This is a genomic window from Brevundimonas sp. (genome assembly GCF_051860745.1).
Classification (GTDB): Bacteria; Pseudomonadota; Alphaproteobacteria; order Caulobacterales; family Caulobacteraceae; genus Brevundimonas.
In genome coordinates this window covers 51,577-65,483 of sequence record NZ_JBHYDN010000005.1, presented here as the reverse complement: position 1 = coordinate 65,483, position 13,907 = coordinate 51,577, and the positions used below count along the sequence as shown (strand labels likewise).

At 67.9% G+C, this 13,907-nt stretch carries 15 protein-coding genes; 14 read left to right on the top strand and 1 reads right to left on the bottom strand.

The genetic code is table 11. From position 1 onward, the window contains the following. Window position 1 precedes the first annotated feature (1 nt). The 11 genes from ACTIEW_RS07910 (at window position 2) to lpdA (ending at window position 9,710) form a co-directional block, all read left to right on the top strand. Window positions 2-529, top strand: coding sequence for a GNAT family N-acetyltransferase (locus ACTIEW_RS07910; RefSeq protein WP_439477364.1), 528 nt, complete (start codon window positions 2-4; stop codon window positions 527-529). Between the two features lie 110 nt (window positions 530-639). Continuing rightward, window positions 640-822: a 50S ribosomal protein L32 gene (gene rpmF, locus ACTIEW_RS07905; RefSeq protein WP_123286562.1), complete on the top strand. Its 183-nt coding sequence runs from the start codon at window positions 640-642 to the stop codon at window positions 820-822. Between the two features lie 93 nt (window positions 823-915). Further along, the gene (locus ACTIEW_RS07900; RefSeq protein ID WP_439477363.1) at window positions 916-1,512 is read left to right on the top strand and encodes a hypothetical protein; all 597 of its coding nucleotides are present in this window, start codon (window positions 916-918) and stop codon (window positions 1,510-1,512) included. A 415-nt stretch (window positions 1,513-1,927) separates the two neighbouring features. Beyond that, the gene (gene eno, locus ACTIEW_RS07895) at window positions 1,928-3,208 is read left to right on the top strand and encodes a phosphopyruvate hydratase (RefSeq protein ID WP_439477362.1); all 1,281 of its coding nucleotides are present in this window, start codon (window positions 1,928-1,930) and stop codon (window positions 3,206-3,208) included. Window positions 3,209-3,330: 122 nt separating this feature from the next. After that, complete coding sequence (locus tag ACTIEW_RS07890) at window positions 3,331-3,648, top strand: FtsB family cell division protein (RefSeq protein ID WP_439477489.1); 318 nt, start codon at window positions 3,331-3,333, stop codon at window positions 3,646-3,648. Window positions 3,649-3,759: 111 nt separating this feature from the next. After that, window positions 3,760-4,785: a pyruvate dehydrogenase (acetyl-transferring) E1 component subunit alpha gene (pdhA, locus tag ACTIEW_RS07885; protein ID WP_439477361.1), complete on the top strand. Its 1,026-nt coding sequence runs from the start codon at window positions 3,760-3,762 to the stop codon at window positions 4,783-4,785. Beyond that, window positions 4,782-6,203, top strand: coding sequence for a pyruvate dehydrogenase complex E1 component subunit beta (locus ACTIEW_RS07880; RefSeq protein ID WP_439477360.1), 1,422 nt, complete (start codon window positions 4,782-4,784; stop codon window positions 6,201-6,203). Before pdhA ends, ACTIEW_RS07880 begins: the two co-directional genes overlap by 4 nt. After that, the gene (locus tag ACTIEW_RS07875; RefSeq protein WP_439477359.1) at window positions 6,200-6,511 is read left to right on the top strand and encodes a DUF5076 domain-containing protein; all 312 of its coding nucleotides are present in this window, start codon (window positions 6,200-6,202) and stop codon (window positions 6,509-6,511) included. The genes ACTIEW_RS07880 and ACTIEW_RS07875 overlap by 4 nt, the downstream gene beginning before the upstream one ends. Next, entirely contained in the window at window positions 6,508-7,809 is a 1,302-nt protein-coding gene (locus ACTIEW_RS07870) for a pyruvate dehydrogenase complex dihydrolipoamide acetyltransferase (RefSeq protein ID WP_439477358.1), read from the top strand. The genes ACTIEW_RS07875 and ACTIEW_RS07870 overlap by 4 nt, the downstream gene beginning before the upstream one ends. Before the next feature lie 13 nt (window positions 7,810-7,822). Continuing rightward, the gene (locus ACTIEW_RS07865; protein ID WP_439477357.1) at window positions 7,823-8,302 is read left to right on the top strand and encodes a glutathione peroxidase; all 480 of its coding nucleotides are present in this window, start codon (window positions 7,823-7,825) and stop codon (window positions 8,300-8,302) included. A gap of 1 nt (window position 8,303) precedes the next feature. Next, window positions 8,304-9,710, top strand: coding sequence for a dihydrolipoyl dehydrogenase (gene lpdA, locus ACTIEW_RS07860; protein WP_439477356.1), 1,407 nt, complete (start codon window positions 8,304-8,306; stop codon window positions 9,708-9,710). A 241-nt stretch (window positions 9,711-9,951) separates the two neighbouring features. Here lpdA and ACTIEW_RS07855 read toward each other — a convergent pair whose 3' ends face one another. After that, entirely contained in the window at window positions 9,952-11,736 is a 1,785-nt protein-coding gene (locus ACTIEW_RS07855) for an acyl-CoA dehydrogenase (protein WP_439477355.1), read from the bottom strand. A gap of 139 nt (window positions 11,737-11,875) precedes the next feature. On the opposite strand from ACTIEW_RS07855, the gene ACTIEW_RS07850 reads away from it, so the two are divergent. From ACTIEW_RS07850 to ACTIEW_RS07840, 3 genes are read left to right on the top strand one after another with little or no spacing between them, the layout of a single operon-like run. Next, window positions 11,876-12,427: a cytochrome b gene (locus ACTIEW_RS07850; RefSeq protein ID WP_439477354.1), complete on the top strand. Its 552-nt coding sequence runs from the start codon at window positions 11,876-11,878 to the stop codon at window positions 12,425-12,427. Then, on the top strand, window positions 12,406-12,981 hold the full coding sequence (locus tag ACTIEW_RS07845) for a YceI family protein (RefSeq protein WP_439477353.1): 576 nt from the start codon (window positions 12,406-12,408) through the stop codon (window positions 12,979-12,981). Before ACTIEW_RS07850 ends, ACTIEW_RS07845 begins: the two co-directional genes overlap by 22 nt. Further along, window positions 12,978-13,907: an L-threonylcarbamoyladenylate synthase gene (locus ACTIEW_RS07840; RefSeq protein WP_439477488.1), complete on the top strand. Its 930-nt coding sequence runs from the start codon at window positions 12,978-12,980 to the stop codon at window positions 13,905-13,907. The genes ACTIEW_RS07845 and ACTIEW_RS07840 overlap by 4 nt, the downstream gene beginning before the upstream one ends.

Sequence of the window (13,907 nt, the reverse complement as noted above, 5' to 3'; positions counted from 1 at the left end):
GGTGGAAATCCGCACGCCCCGCCTGATCCTGCGCTCCGCCCGCCCGGACGATCTGGAGGCGATACACGCCGTCCTGTCCGACCCCCGCGCCACCCTCTGGTGGTCGACGCCGCCGCACGAGACGGTGGAGCAGACGAAGGCCTGGCTGGACGGCATGATCGCCAATGGCCCTGACCATCCCGACTTCGTGGTCGAACTGGACGGCCGGGTCATCGGCAAGGCCGGCTTCTGGAACCTGCCCGACGTCGGCTACATCCTGCACCCCGACGCCTGGGGGCAGGGGCTGGCCGCCGAGGCCGTCGGCGCCGCCATCGACCATGTTTTCCGGACCCGCGACCTCGAGACCCTGACCGCCGACGTCGATCCGGAGAACGCCGCCTCGATTCGGCTGCTGGAGCGGCTGGGCTTCGTCCGCACGGGCTTTGCGGCGCGCACATGGAACGTCGGCGGCGTGTGGAAGGACAGCCTCTACTACGCCCTGTCGCGCGTGGAACGGTCGGCGAAGGGCGCGGGACAAGCTCCCGCTTGAACTCCGGGCCGGGTTGAGGCATAAGCCCGCCCTCGCAGGCGGCTCTTTCGGGCCGCCGCTGTTGTTTTCGCGCCTCCGCCGGCGCCACCCTTGAGAAGATTGAGACGGACATGGCCGTTCCGAAGCGCAAAGTATCGCCCTCGCGTCGCAACATGCGCCGCGCCCACGACTCGCTGGGCTCCAACCCGCACGTCGAGGACAAGGACACGGGCGAGCTGCGCCGCTCGCACCACATCGACCTGAAGACCGGCACCTATCGCGGCCGCCAGGTTCTGACGCCCAAGGAAGACTAGGCCTATCCACTCCGGTGGTAGATGGAATGACGGCGCGCGGTTCACCGCGCGCCGTTTTCGTGCGTTACAGCTCCGACCTCAAGGAGTTGCGCCATGATCCGCCGCCTGTTGCTGACCACCGCCGTCCTCGCGCTCGCCGCTTGCGGAGCGCCCGAGACCAAGCCGGCGCCTGCGCCCGAACCCGCTCCGCGGGCCGAAACCCCGCCCGCCGCGGACGTGTTGACCGCCCAGGGCTTCGGACTTCTGCGCATCGGAATGACCCGCGCTGAGGTGGAGACGGCTTTCGGCCCCGATTCCAGCCCCGCGGCGGTGGGTGGGCCAGACCCCGAGTCCTGCGATATCTTCCATCCCGCCCGCGCACCCCAAGGCTTGATGGTCATGGTCGAGGACGGCGTGCTGACCAGCATCTGGCTTCGCACTGGCTCTACCCTCAAGACCGACCGGGGATTCGGCGTCGGCGACGCGGCCACAGCGATCAAGGCCGCCTACGGACCGCTGGCGCACGTCTCGCCGCACAAATACGCCGAGGCCCCGGCCGAATACATCACCACCTGGAGCGTCGGCGGCGCGGCAGGCTATGTCGAGAACCCGGCGGCGCGCGGCATCGCCTACCATGTGGGCACGAGCGGACTGGTTGAGCACGTGGCCGCCGGCGGGCCCAGCATCCAGTATGTCGAGAGCCGCCTCTGAGGCGCTTGGCGTCTGGCCTCGCGCCGGAACTCGGGGTTACCCTGCGCGACCGTCCGGCAGGCGCATGCAGCGGGGCAGCAGACGCTCACGCACGATGTGGCGAACCACCGGCCGTAGATTGGCGGTTTCACGAAGGACCGCGGCGACGCACTGCTGGCGGGTTTCCGGCCGCGGCGGCGCGGCAGCGGCCGGAACAGCCACTGAAAGCACAAGAGCCGATGTCACGAGAAGGCGCATCATGGCGAAATTCCCCGGGTGAAGACGCGGCGGTATGCCGTCCCCTGCAAGTCAGCGAACGACGGTGCCCGAAAGCTCGGTCGGGAGCAATTCGCGTCTTGCCCGACCTGCCGGTTGGCGTTTGCCGGCGTGCGGGCTAAACGGGCGGCATCGCCCCTGAATCCGGACTTACGCTCCCATGACTGACATCGCCGACATCGTCGCCCGCCAGATACTCGACAGCCGTGGCAATCCGACGGTCGAGGTTGATGTGATCCTCGATGACGGCAGCTTCGGCCGCGCCGCCGTGCCCTCGGGCGCGTCCACCGGCGCGCATGAGGCGGTCGAACTGCGCGACGGCGACAAGGACCTGTGGGGCGGCAAGGGCGTCGGCAAGGCCGTCGACAACGTCAACGGCGAGATCTTCGACGCCCTCAGCGGCATGGACGCCGAGGACCAGCGCCGCATCGACGAGGCCCTGATCGCCCTCGACGGCACCGAGAACAAGGGTCGTCTGGGCGCCAACGCCATTCTCGGCGTGTCCCTGGCCTGCGCCAAGGCCAGCGCCATCTCCTCGGGCCTGCCGCTGCATCGCTATCTGGGCGGCGTCTCGGCCCGGATCCTGCCGACCCCGATGATGAACATCATCAACGGCGGGGCCCATGCCGACAATCCGATCGACATCCAGGAGTTCATGATCCTGCCGACCGGGGCGGACAGCTTCTCCGAAGCCCTGCGCATGGGGTCGGAAATCTTCCACGCCCTGCGCAAACAACTGAAGGACGCGGGCCACAACACCAATGTCGGCGACGAGGGCGGCTTCGCCCCCAACCTCGCCTCGGCCGAGGAGGCGCTCAGCTTCATCACCCGGGCCGGGCAGGCGGCCGGCTATCTGGCCGGCGAGGATTTCCACCTCGGCCTCGACGTCGCGGCCACGGAATTCTTCAAGGACGGCAAATACGCCATGGCCGGGGAGGGCAAGACGCTCGAGGCCGAGGCCATGGTCAACTACCTCGCCGACCTGTGCGAACGCTTCCCCATCGTCTCCATCGAGGACGGCTGCGCCGAGGATGATTTCGACGGCTGGCGGATGTTGACCGAGCGTCTGGGCGACCGTTGCCAGATCGTCGGCGACGACCTGTTCGTCACCAACCCGGCCCGTCTGGCCGCCGGTATCGGCGAGGGCCTGGCCAACTCTATTCTGGTAAAGGTCAATCAGATCGGGACCCTGTCCGAAACTCTTGACGCCGTGGATATGGCCCACCGCGCCGGTTACACCGCCGTGATGAGCCACCGTTCGGGCGAGACCGAGGATTCGACCATCGCCGACCTGGCCGTGGCCACCAACTGCGGACAGATCAAGACCGGATCGCTGGCGCGCTCTGACCGCACGGCCAAATACAACCAGCTGCTCCGCATCGAGGAGATGCTGGGCGATCAGGGCGCCTATTTCGGCGATGGCATGCTGCTGAACCGCTAGGTCGGAAAAAGGTGAGGCGGCGCCAAATCTTACCGCCAAGCTACGGTTCGTTAGGCATTTTCGGTCAGAACTCATCAATCAAGAGTTCACGCTCAGAAGGAGCGTCCTTAGTGCCCGAACGGATGAAGCCGTATTTCCCCTCCGCCATATTGCTGTTGCTCGTCGTCTATCTGGGCGTGCAGGCCCTGACGGGTCAGCGCGGCCTGCTGAGCGGGCATGAGCGGGATTCCTTGATGGTCCGGCGTGCGGCCCAGCTGGCCGGGATCATGGAACAGCGGCGCGACCTCGAGGTGCGGGTCCGCTATCTGCGCACCGACAGCCTGTCCCGCGACCTGCTGGAAGAGCGCGCCCGCGCCGTGCTCGGCTTCGCCGACCCGCGCGACTATGTCATCCGGGTCTCGGCGCCCGCCGCGACCGGCGGTTCCGCGCCAGCGGCGTGAACTTTCGTTACAGCGTCTGACCGGCTTTGCCTTTCGGGAACGAAGGCTGCTAAAGCCCCTTTCCGTAACGACAAGAGGTCCTGACGACGGGGCCCAGCCGGGAGATGACGGATGGCGAAAGCCCCCGCCGCGAAGACTGCGTCCAAAAAGATTCCCAACACGCCGACAGCGTCCAAAGAGGACCTGCTGCGCTTCTATCGCGAGATGGTGCTGATCCGCCGTTTTGAGGAGCGCGCGGGCCAGCTCTACGGCATGGGTCTGATCGGCGGCTTCTGCCACCTCTACATCGGCCAGGAGGCCGTGGCCGTCGGCGTGCAGGAGAGCGTGCGCCAGGGCCACGACAAGATCATCACCGGCTACCGCGACCACGGCCATATGCTGTGCGCCGGCATGGACCCCAAAGCGGTCATGGCCGAGCTGACCGGCCGCATCGGCGGATCGTCCAAGGGCAAGGGCGGGTCGATGCACATGTTCGATACCGCCACCGGCTTCTACGGCGGTCACGGCATCGTCGGGGCGCAGGTGGCGCTGGGCACCGGTCTGGCCTTCGCGGGCCGGTACCGTGGCGATGACTCGGTCGCCTTCATCTATTTCGGTGATGGCGCGGCCAACCAGGGCCAGGTCTATGAGAGCTTCAACATGGCCCAGCTATGGAAGCTGCCGGCCATCTACATCATCGAGAACAACCAGTACGCCATGGGCACGAGCATCGAACGCTCCTCGTCCACGACCCAACTGAGCGAACGCGGCTCCAGCTTCGGCATCCCCGGCGAACAGGTCGACGGCATGGACGTGCTGGCCGTGCGCGATGCGGTGGCCCGGGCGGTCAAGCGCGCCCGCGAGGGCGGCGGCCCCTTCATCCTGGAGATGAAGACCTACCGCTATCGTGGTCACTCGATGTCCGATCCGGCCAAATACCGCGCCAAGGAAGAGGTCGACGAGGTCAAGAAGACCCGCGACCCGATCGACCATGTGAAGATGCTGCTGGATCAGGCCGGCGCGACCGAGGACGACCTCAAGGCCATCGACGCCGAGATCAAGACCATCGTCGCCGAAGCCGTTCAGTTCGCCCAGGAAAGCCCGGAGCCGGACCCGTCCGAGCTCTACACCGACGTCTATGTGGAGGCCTCAGCGTGACCGACATTCTCATGCCGGCGCTGTCGCCCACGATGGAAGAGGGCACGCTGACCAAATGGCACATCAAGGCGGGCGACACGGTCAAGGCCGGGGACGTTATCGCCGAGATCGAGACCGACAAGGCGACCATGGAGGTCGAGGCCGTCGACGAGGGCGAGGTGCTTGAAATCCTCGTCGCCGAGGGCTCGGAGAACGTGAAGGTCAACACGCCGATTGCCCGTCTGGCGGGTGAAGAAGGCGCTGTGGCCAAGAGCCCCTCCACCGCTTCGCGGTCCCCCTCCCCATCCGCAAGCGCGGACGGGGAGGAGACGGCCGTCGTCGCGTCTCCTCCCCGTGCGGAGCATGGGGAGGGGGACCACCCGAAGGGTGGTGGAGGGGCGCCCGCCGCCGCACTGAAAGACCCCGAAATCCCCGCCGGCGCCAAACTGGTCAAGACGACCATCCGCGACGCCCTGCGCGACGCCATGGCCGAGGAGATGCGGCGCGACGAGACCGTCTTCCTGATCGGCGAGGAGGTCGCCCAGTACCAGGGCGCCTACAAGGTCAGCCGCGAGCTGCTGCAGGAGTTCGGCGACAAGCGCGTCGTCGACACCCCGATCACCGAGCACGGCTTCGCCGGCCTCGGCGTCGGGGCGGCCATGGCGGGCTTAAAGCCGATCGTCGAGTTCATGACCTTCAACTTCGCCATGCAGGCGATAGACCACATCATCAATTCGGCGGCCAAGACCCTGTACATGTCGGGCGGCCAGATCCGCGCCAGCATCGTCTTCCGCGGCCCCAACGGCGCCGCCAGCCGCGTCGGCGCCCAGCACAGCCAGGACTATTCGGCCTGGTATGCCCAGGTCCCCGGCCTGAAGGTCATCGCCCCCTATGACGCCGCCGACGCCAAGGGCCTGCTGAAGTCGGCCATCCGCGACCCCAACCCGGTCGTCTTTCTCGAGCACGAGATGATGTACGGGCTGGAGTTTGACGTGCCAGAATCCTCGAAGGATGGGGTCGAGGACTGGCTGGTCCCGATCGGCAAGGCGAAAGTCCGCCGCGAGGGGACTGACGTCACCATCACCGCCCACAGCCGCATGGTCGGCTTCGCGCTTCAGGCCGCCGAACAACTGGCCGCAGAGGGCGTCTCCTGCGAGGTCGTCGACCTGCGCACCCTGCGTCCGCTCGACCACGAGACCATCGTCGAGAGCGTCAAGAAGACCAGCCGTCTGGTCTCGGCCGAGGAAGGCTGGGGTCCGATGGGGGTGGGCGCCGAGGTCGTGGCCCGGGTGATCGAACACGCCTTCGACTACCTCGACGCCCCGCCGATGCGGGTGCACCAGGAAGACGTGCCGCTGCCCTACGCCGCCAATCTCGAAATCCTGTCGCTGCCGGGCGTGGACAAGATCGTCAAGGCCGTCCGGGCGGTGATGGCATGAGCCAGCCTGACGAGTTCCAGCTCAAGACCCCCGACAGCGTCGCCGCCGACGCCCAGGCGGTCGAGATCCTGCGCATCTGGTGGTCGAAGGGCGAGCCGGTCATGTCGGTCAAGCCGGCCTTCAATGATCCGCGCCAGTTCGGTCAGGTGCTGGCCCTGGCCGCCAAACATATGGCCCACGGCTATAACGTCCGGCACGGCCATGACGAGAAGCAGGCCTACAACAAGATTCTCGCCGGCATTTCCGACGTACTGAACGGCCCGGAGGTGGCGACCGTGGCCGAGGAACCGACCGGGAGCGTGCAATGACCGACATCCTGATGCCCGCCCTGTCGCCCACCATGGAAGAGGGCGTGCTGGCCAAATGGCACGTCAAGGTCGGCGACACGGTCAAGGCGGGCGACGTGATCGCCGAGATCGAGACCGACAAGGCGACCATGGAGGTCGAAGCTGTCGACGAGGGCGAGATCACCGAAATCCTCGTGGCCGAAGGCTCCGAAGGCGTGAAGGTCAATACGCCGATCGCGCGGTTGAAGGACGAGGGCGGGGCGGCTGCCAAGCCCTCCTCGAACCCTGCTCCGCAGGCTTCGGTCCCCCCGGCGGGGGGACAATCACCCGCGCCGTCTCCCCCCGCCGGGGGGAGTACCCGCGAAGCGGGGGAGGGGGGCAAGGCTCCCGTACCTGCCGCGAAAGCTGACGGCGCCCGCGTCTTCGCCTCGCCGCTGGCGCGCCGCCTCGCGGCCCAGGGCAATATCGACCTGTCCGTGGTCAAGGGCACCGGCCCGCACGGCCGGATCGTCAAACGCGACCTCGAAGGCGCCCCGACCGGCGCGGCCAGACCCGCCGCCGCATCGGCCCCGGCCGCCTCTGGCGAGCCCCGCAAGGTCCAGTCACTGGCCCAGATGGGCATTGCCGACGGCAGCTACGACCTCGTCCCGCTGGATGGCATGCGCAAGGCCATCGCGCGGCGCCTGACCGACAGCTTCCGCGATGTGCCGCATTTCCCCCTGACCATCGACTGCCGCATCGACGGCCTGCTGGCCGCCCGGGTCAAGGTCAACGCCCTGCTTGAGAAGGACGGGGTCAAGGTCTCGGTCAATGACTTCGTCATCAAGGCCAGCGCCATGGCCCTGAAGGCCGTGCCCGAGGCCAACGCCAGCTATTCGCCCGAGGGCATCGCCATGCACCACCACGCCGATGTGGCGATGGCTGTGGCCATCGACGGCGGCCTGATCACCCCGATCATCCGCGCGGCCGAGACCAAGTCCCTGTCGCAGATCGCGACGGAGTCCAAGGACCTCGCCAAACGCGCCCGCGACCGCAAGCTGAAGCCTGATGAGTTCCAGGGCGGCACCTTCTCGGTCTCCAATCTCGGCATGTTCGGCATCCAGTCGTTCGCCTCGATCATCAACGAGCCGCAGGGCGCCATCATGAGCGTCGGCGCCGGTGAGCCGCGGCCCGTCGTGGTCAATGGCCAGTTGGCTGTCGCCACGGTGATGACAGTCACGTTGACCTGCGACCACCGCGTGGTGGACGGCGCCATCGGGGCCAAATTCCTGCAGGTCTTCAAGGCGATGATCGAAGATCCCGTGACCATGCTGGCCTGATCGGAGACGTGGTGTGACTTCAGTCTACGATTTCAGCGCCACGGCCATCGACGGCGCCAAGGCAGCGCTGGAGCAGTATCGCGGTCAGGCGCTGCTGATCGTCAACACGGCCTCGAAATGCGGCTTCACCGGCCAGTATACGGGGTTGCAGGCGCTACATCGTCAGTATACGGACAAACCGTTCCAGGTGCTGGGTTTCCCGTGCAACCAGTTCGGCGCCCAGGAGCCCGGCAAGGCCGCCGAGATCGCCAGCTTCTGCTCCACCGCCTATGGCGTCGACTTCCCGATGTTCGACAAGGTCGAGGTCAACGGCCCCGACCGCCACCCGCTCTACGCCTGGCTGACCAGCCAGAAAAAGGGCTTCCTCGGCAGCCGCGACATCAAGTGGAATTTCACCAAATTCCTGACGAACCGGGAGGGGCAGGTGATCGCCCGCTACGCCCCGCAGGTCGAACCCTCGGCCATCGCGGCCGACATCGAAAAGCTGATCTGACATGGCTGCTGAATTCGACCTCATCGTCATCGGTTCGGGCCCCGGCGGCTATGTCGCCGCGATCCGCGCCAGCCAGCTGGGCCAGAAGGTCGCCATCGTCGAACGCGAGAACCTGGGCGGCGTCTGCCTGAACTGGGGCTGTATCCCGACCAAGGCCCTGCTCAAGTCGGGCGAGAAATACGAGAGCCTGTCGCATCTGAAGGACTACGGCCTGTCGGCAGAGAAGGTTGGTTTTGACTTCGCCGCCATCATCGCCCGTTCGCGCGGCGTGGCCAAACAGCTGAACGCCGGCGTCGGCTTTCTGATGAAGAAGAACAAGATCGAGGTCATTGAGGGCTCGGCCAAGCTGGAGAAGGGCGCCGCTGCGCCGAAGGTGGTCATCGCCCTCAAGGCCGGCGGCTCGCGCACGGTCGAGGCGAAGGCGGTCATGCTGGCCGTCGGCGCCCGCGCCAAGGCCATTCCGCAGATCGGACTTGAGGCCGACGGCGACCGGATCTGGGCCTATCGCGAGGCCATGGCCCCGAAGGCCATGCCCGCCTCCATCGTCGTCATCGGCTCGGGCGCCATCGGCATCGAGTTCGGCAGCTTCTACCGCGCCCTCGGGGCCGAGGTGACGGTGGTCGAGATGGTCGACCGCATCATGCCCGTCGAGGACGAGGAGGTGTCCAGGGCGGCGCAGAAGTCGTTCGAGAAGCGCGGCCTGAAATTCCGCACCGGCTGCAAGGTCACCAAGGTGTCCAGGGGTGGCAAAGGCGTCCAGGTGGCCATCGAAACCGCCGGCAAGGCCGAGATCCTCGACGCCGAGGTCTGCATCTCGGCGGTCGGCATCACCGCCAACACCGACGGCATCGGGCTGGAGGCGCTGGGCGTCAACATGGACCGCGGCCACATCACCATCGACGGCCACTGCCAGACCAATCTGCCCGGCCTTTATGCCATCGGCGACTGCGCCGGCGCGCCCTGGCTGGCGCACAAGGCCAGCCATGAAGGCATCCATGCCGCCGAATACATCGCCGGATACAAGACGCCGAACGTCACCTCGCTCATCGCCGGCTGCACCTACGCCCAGCCGCAGGTCGCCTCGGTCGGGATCACCGAACAGGGCGCGCGCGAGGCGAAGCTGGATGTCAGGATCGGTCGCTTCCCGTTCAAGGTAAACGGCAAGGCCATCGCCTCGGGCGACACCGACGGCTTCGTCAAGACCATTTTCGACGCGAAGACCGGAGCGCTGATCGGCGCCCATCTGATCGGCGCCGAGGTCACCGAGATGATCCAGGGCTTCGTCACCGCCATCGCCATGGAAGCGACCGAAGAAGACATCCACGGCATCGTCTATCCGCACCCGACCATGTCAGAGGCCATGCACGAGGCGGCGCTGGACGCCTGGGGACGGGTGATCCACATCTGATCGGGACTGGACGCCTTGTCATCCCGGACGCCGCGAAGCGGTGATCCGGGACGCTTAAGCGTGCCCGTTTCATGCTCCCGGAAGCTGCGTCAGCAGCTATCCGGGAGACAGGTCAGGACATGGTGCGACGGCTGCCTGTCTCCCGGACAATCGCTGTCGCGATTTCCGGGAGGCCCAAACCGACTGCGCACATCGTCCCGGCTCTCCGCTTCGCTTCGGCCGGGATGACAAGCGCGCTGTCCTACCCCGCCAGCACGTCCGCGCTCATCCGCTCCAGCAGGGCCCCACCCTGACGCACGGCGGCCATCCGGCTCGCCGCGCCGCCCAGCACATTGGCGGCATAGACCTCGTACAGTGTGATCTTGCCTTCCAGCCAGGCCGGGTCGCCCTGGCCGCCGTCCAGCTGGTCACGGGCGTAAACGGCGCCCAGGGCCAGCATCCAGCCGCCCACCACATCGCCGACCAGTTTGAGATAGGCGTCCGCGGCCGCAAGCACATCCGCCGCACCGTCCGCCGCGCCCTTGCGCTCCAGCAGCCAGGCGGTGGCCTGCTCAACGGCCGCGACGCCTTCGGCGAAGGCGTCAATTGGCTTGCCGGAATACAGGCGCGGCAGCACCGCCAGGGTCGCCTTCATGTCGGCGATCAGGTCGCGCGCCGACTGGCCGCCGTCCTGCGACAGCTTGCGGCCGACCAGGTCCATGGCCTGGATGCCGTTGGTGCCTTCATAGATCGGGGTGATGCGGGCGTCGCGATAGTATTGGGCCGCGCCGGTCTCCTCGATGAAGCCCATGCCGCCGTGGATCTGCACCCCCATGGAGGCGACGTCGCAGCCGACATCCGTCGACCACGCCTTGGCGATGGGGGTGAACAGGTCCTCGCGGCCCTTCCAGCGGCGGCGGTCTTCTTCCGCCGCCGCGTGCTTCGCCAGATCGGCCGCGACGCCGGTCGACAGGCAGATGGCGCGGGCGGCGGCGATCCTGGCCTTCATCACCGCCAGCATCCGGCGGACATCCGGATGGTCGACGATCGGGGCGTTGGCCTCGCCGCTCCAGACCGACCGGCCCTGCCGCCGCTCGCCCGCATAGGCGAGGGCATGCTGATACGCCCGCTCGGCGATGCCGACGCCCTCGACTCCGACGGCCAGGCGGGCGGCGTTCATCATCACGAACATATGGGCTAGGCCCTGATTGGGCTGGCCGACCAGTTCGGCGACCGCGCCCTCATAGGCCATGACGCAGGTCGGCGAGGCGTGGATGCCCAGCTTGTGCTCGACGCCGACGGCGCGGAACCCGTTGCGCGCGCCGAGCGAGCCGTCGTCGTTGACGAGGAATTTTGAGGCCAGGAACAGGCTGATACCCTTGGGTCCTGCGGGCGCATCGGGCAGGCGGGCCAGCACCATGTGGATGATGTTGTCGGTGGCGTCGTGGTCGCCCCAGGTGATGAAGATCTTCTGGCCAGTCAGGCTGTAGGTTCCGTCGCCGTTCGCCGTCGCCGTGGCCGTCAGGGCGCCGAGGTCCGAGCCCGCCTGCGGTTCGGTCAGGACCATGGCCCCGGTCCATTCGCCGCTGACCAGCCGGGTCAGATAGACTTCTTTCTGACGGTCGGTCCCGTGGCTCTCCAACGCCTCGATGGTCGCCAGCGACAGCATGGGGCACAGGCCGAACGCCATATTGGCCGCGTGCACCGTCTCATAGGCCGCCAGCTCCAGCGCCTTGGGCAACTGCTGGCCGCCGGCATGGGCCGGGGCGGACAGGCCGGTCCAGCCGCCCTCCGCGAACTGGCGATAGGCGTCGGCGAAGCCCGGCGCTGCGGTCACCGCGCCGTTGACCCAGGTCGAACCCTTCAGGTCGCCGATCCGGTTCAGCGGGGCCAGCACGCCTTCGGAAAACTGCGCCGCCGCCTCAAGCACCGCGCCCATCAGGTCGGCGTCATAGTCCGGAAAGGCGCCGGTGGCCGCGACCCGGTCGATGCCGGCCACGGCCTGAAGGGTGAAGGCGAGATCGCGGACGGGCGCGCGGTAGGTCATGGCGGTCGAGCCTTGCTGTCGGTCTGATGCGCGTTCATGCCGCCTTGCCGCAAGGGTATGCAAATTGCGGCATGCAAGACTCGGCTTGGCGTAGGCGACCCTGTGGGCCAAGCTGCCTCTCATCCTTCTGGGGCAGGTCATGGCTGAACCGCGCAACCGCTACTCGACCGTCTCGCTGATCCTGCACTGGCTGATCGCGGCCCTGGTCGTGACCCAGGTGTCACTGATCTGGGCGCATGAGGCGACCGACGGCCCGATCTCGCGCGAGTTCGTCCAGATCCACAAATCGGTGGGCCTGACCATACTGGTGCTGACGCTCGCCCGGCTCGGCTGGCGCATCGCCAATCCGGCCATCCCCCTGCCGGATGAAATGCCGCGGTGGCGGAAGCTGCTGGCGCGGGCCACCCACGTCCTGTTCTACGCCTTCCTGATCGGCATGCCGCTGGTCGGCTGGGCGGCTTCGTCCGCGGGCGGCCGCGACATCCAGTGGTTCGGCCTGTTCCCGTGGCCGTTGCTGCCCATTGACGGCGGGCGCGACATGGCGCGGGACCTGATGGATATGCACGAGCTGGCGGCCAAGGCGCTCTACGTCCTGATCGCCCTGCATATCGCCGGCGCGCTGAAGCATCATTTCGTCGACCGGGACAATGTCCTGCACCGGATGATCCCGTGGATTCCGCGGCGGCCGTGAGGCGGCGCGCGGTCCTGGCCTTCGCCGTCCTGGCCCTGTTGACTCAGACGGGAGCGACCGCGATTCCGTGGATGATCGATCGGGACGCGTCCCGCATCGAGATGTCGGTCCAGGCCTTCGGCGGCTCGCACAGCGGCCGGTTCGCCGACTGGCGGGGCGACATCGTCTTCGATCCGACCGATCCTGAGGGGACACGGGCCACGGTGGTCGTCCAGTCAGCCTCGCTGGCGATGTCGCCGGCCGTGGCGTCGCGCCGCGCCACCGGTCCCGCCTTCCTCGACGCCGCCCGCTATCCGCAGATCCGGTTCGACCTGCGGGCGCTGGAGCCGCTCGGTGGCGATCGCTACACCGCCCACGCCGAGGTGACTATGAAGGGGATCACCCGTGCGGTCGCCTTCCCCGTGGACTTGCGCGTGACCGGAGACCGGGCGCATCTGACGGGCGCGTTCGTCCTGAATCGCGCGGATTTCGGCATAGGGACATCGGGGCCTTGGAACAGGCTGGTCGGACGGCAGGTGACGGTGCGGGTGGCGCTTCAGGCGCGCCGCGCCTGACTGTGTCCGACGCTGACGCCGCCCGCGCCCTTGCCGACGGCCGCCTCGTCATTCTTCCGACCGAGACCGTCTATGGCCTCGCCGCCGACGCCGGAAACGCCGTCGCGGTCGCCGCCATCTTCGAGGCCAAGGGCCGGCCGCGCTTCAATCCCCTGATCGCCCATGTCGCCGACGCGGTGCAGGCCGAGGCCGTCGCCGTGTTCGACGCGCAGGCGCGTGCGCTGGCCGAGGCCTTCTGGCCCGGACCGCTGACCATCGTAGCCCCCCTCCGCGACCGTGACCGGGTCTGCGATCTGGCCCGCGCCGGTCTGGACAGCGTCGCCGTCCGCGTGCCCGGCCATGCCCGCGCCCGCGCCATCATCGCCGCCTTCGGCCGCCCCGTCGTCGCGCCCTCGGCCAACCGCTCCGGCCGCCCCAGCCCCACCACCTTCGCCGACGCGGTCGAGGAGACGGGGACGTTCGCGGGGGTCCTGATCGACGGCGGCGACTGCGCGGTGGGTGTGGAGAGCACGGTGGTGTCGGTGCTGGACGGCCGGGTATCCCTGCTGCGCCCCGGCTCGGTCACCCGCGAGGAGATCGAGGCCGTCGTCGGCCCGCTGGCCAGATTCGGACAAGGGGACGGGGAGGGCCACCGCTCCCCGGGCCGGATGGCCCTGCATTATGCGCCAGACGCGCCGGTGCGGATCGAGGCGGAGGCGGCCCGGCCGGGTGAAATCCTGCTCGGCTTCGGCCCCGGCGTCGGCGACCCGCGCTGGAGCCTGAGCGCCGCCGGCGACCTGCGCGAAGCGGCGGCCAACCTGTTCCGCCGACTACGCGAGGCCGACCGCGAGCGGCCGACGGGGATCGCGGTATCGCCGATTCCGCCGCACGGGCTGGGCGAGGCGATCAACGACCGGCTGCGACGGGCGGCGGGGTTCGTCGGGTAG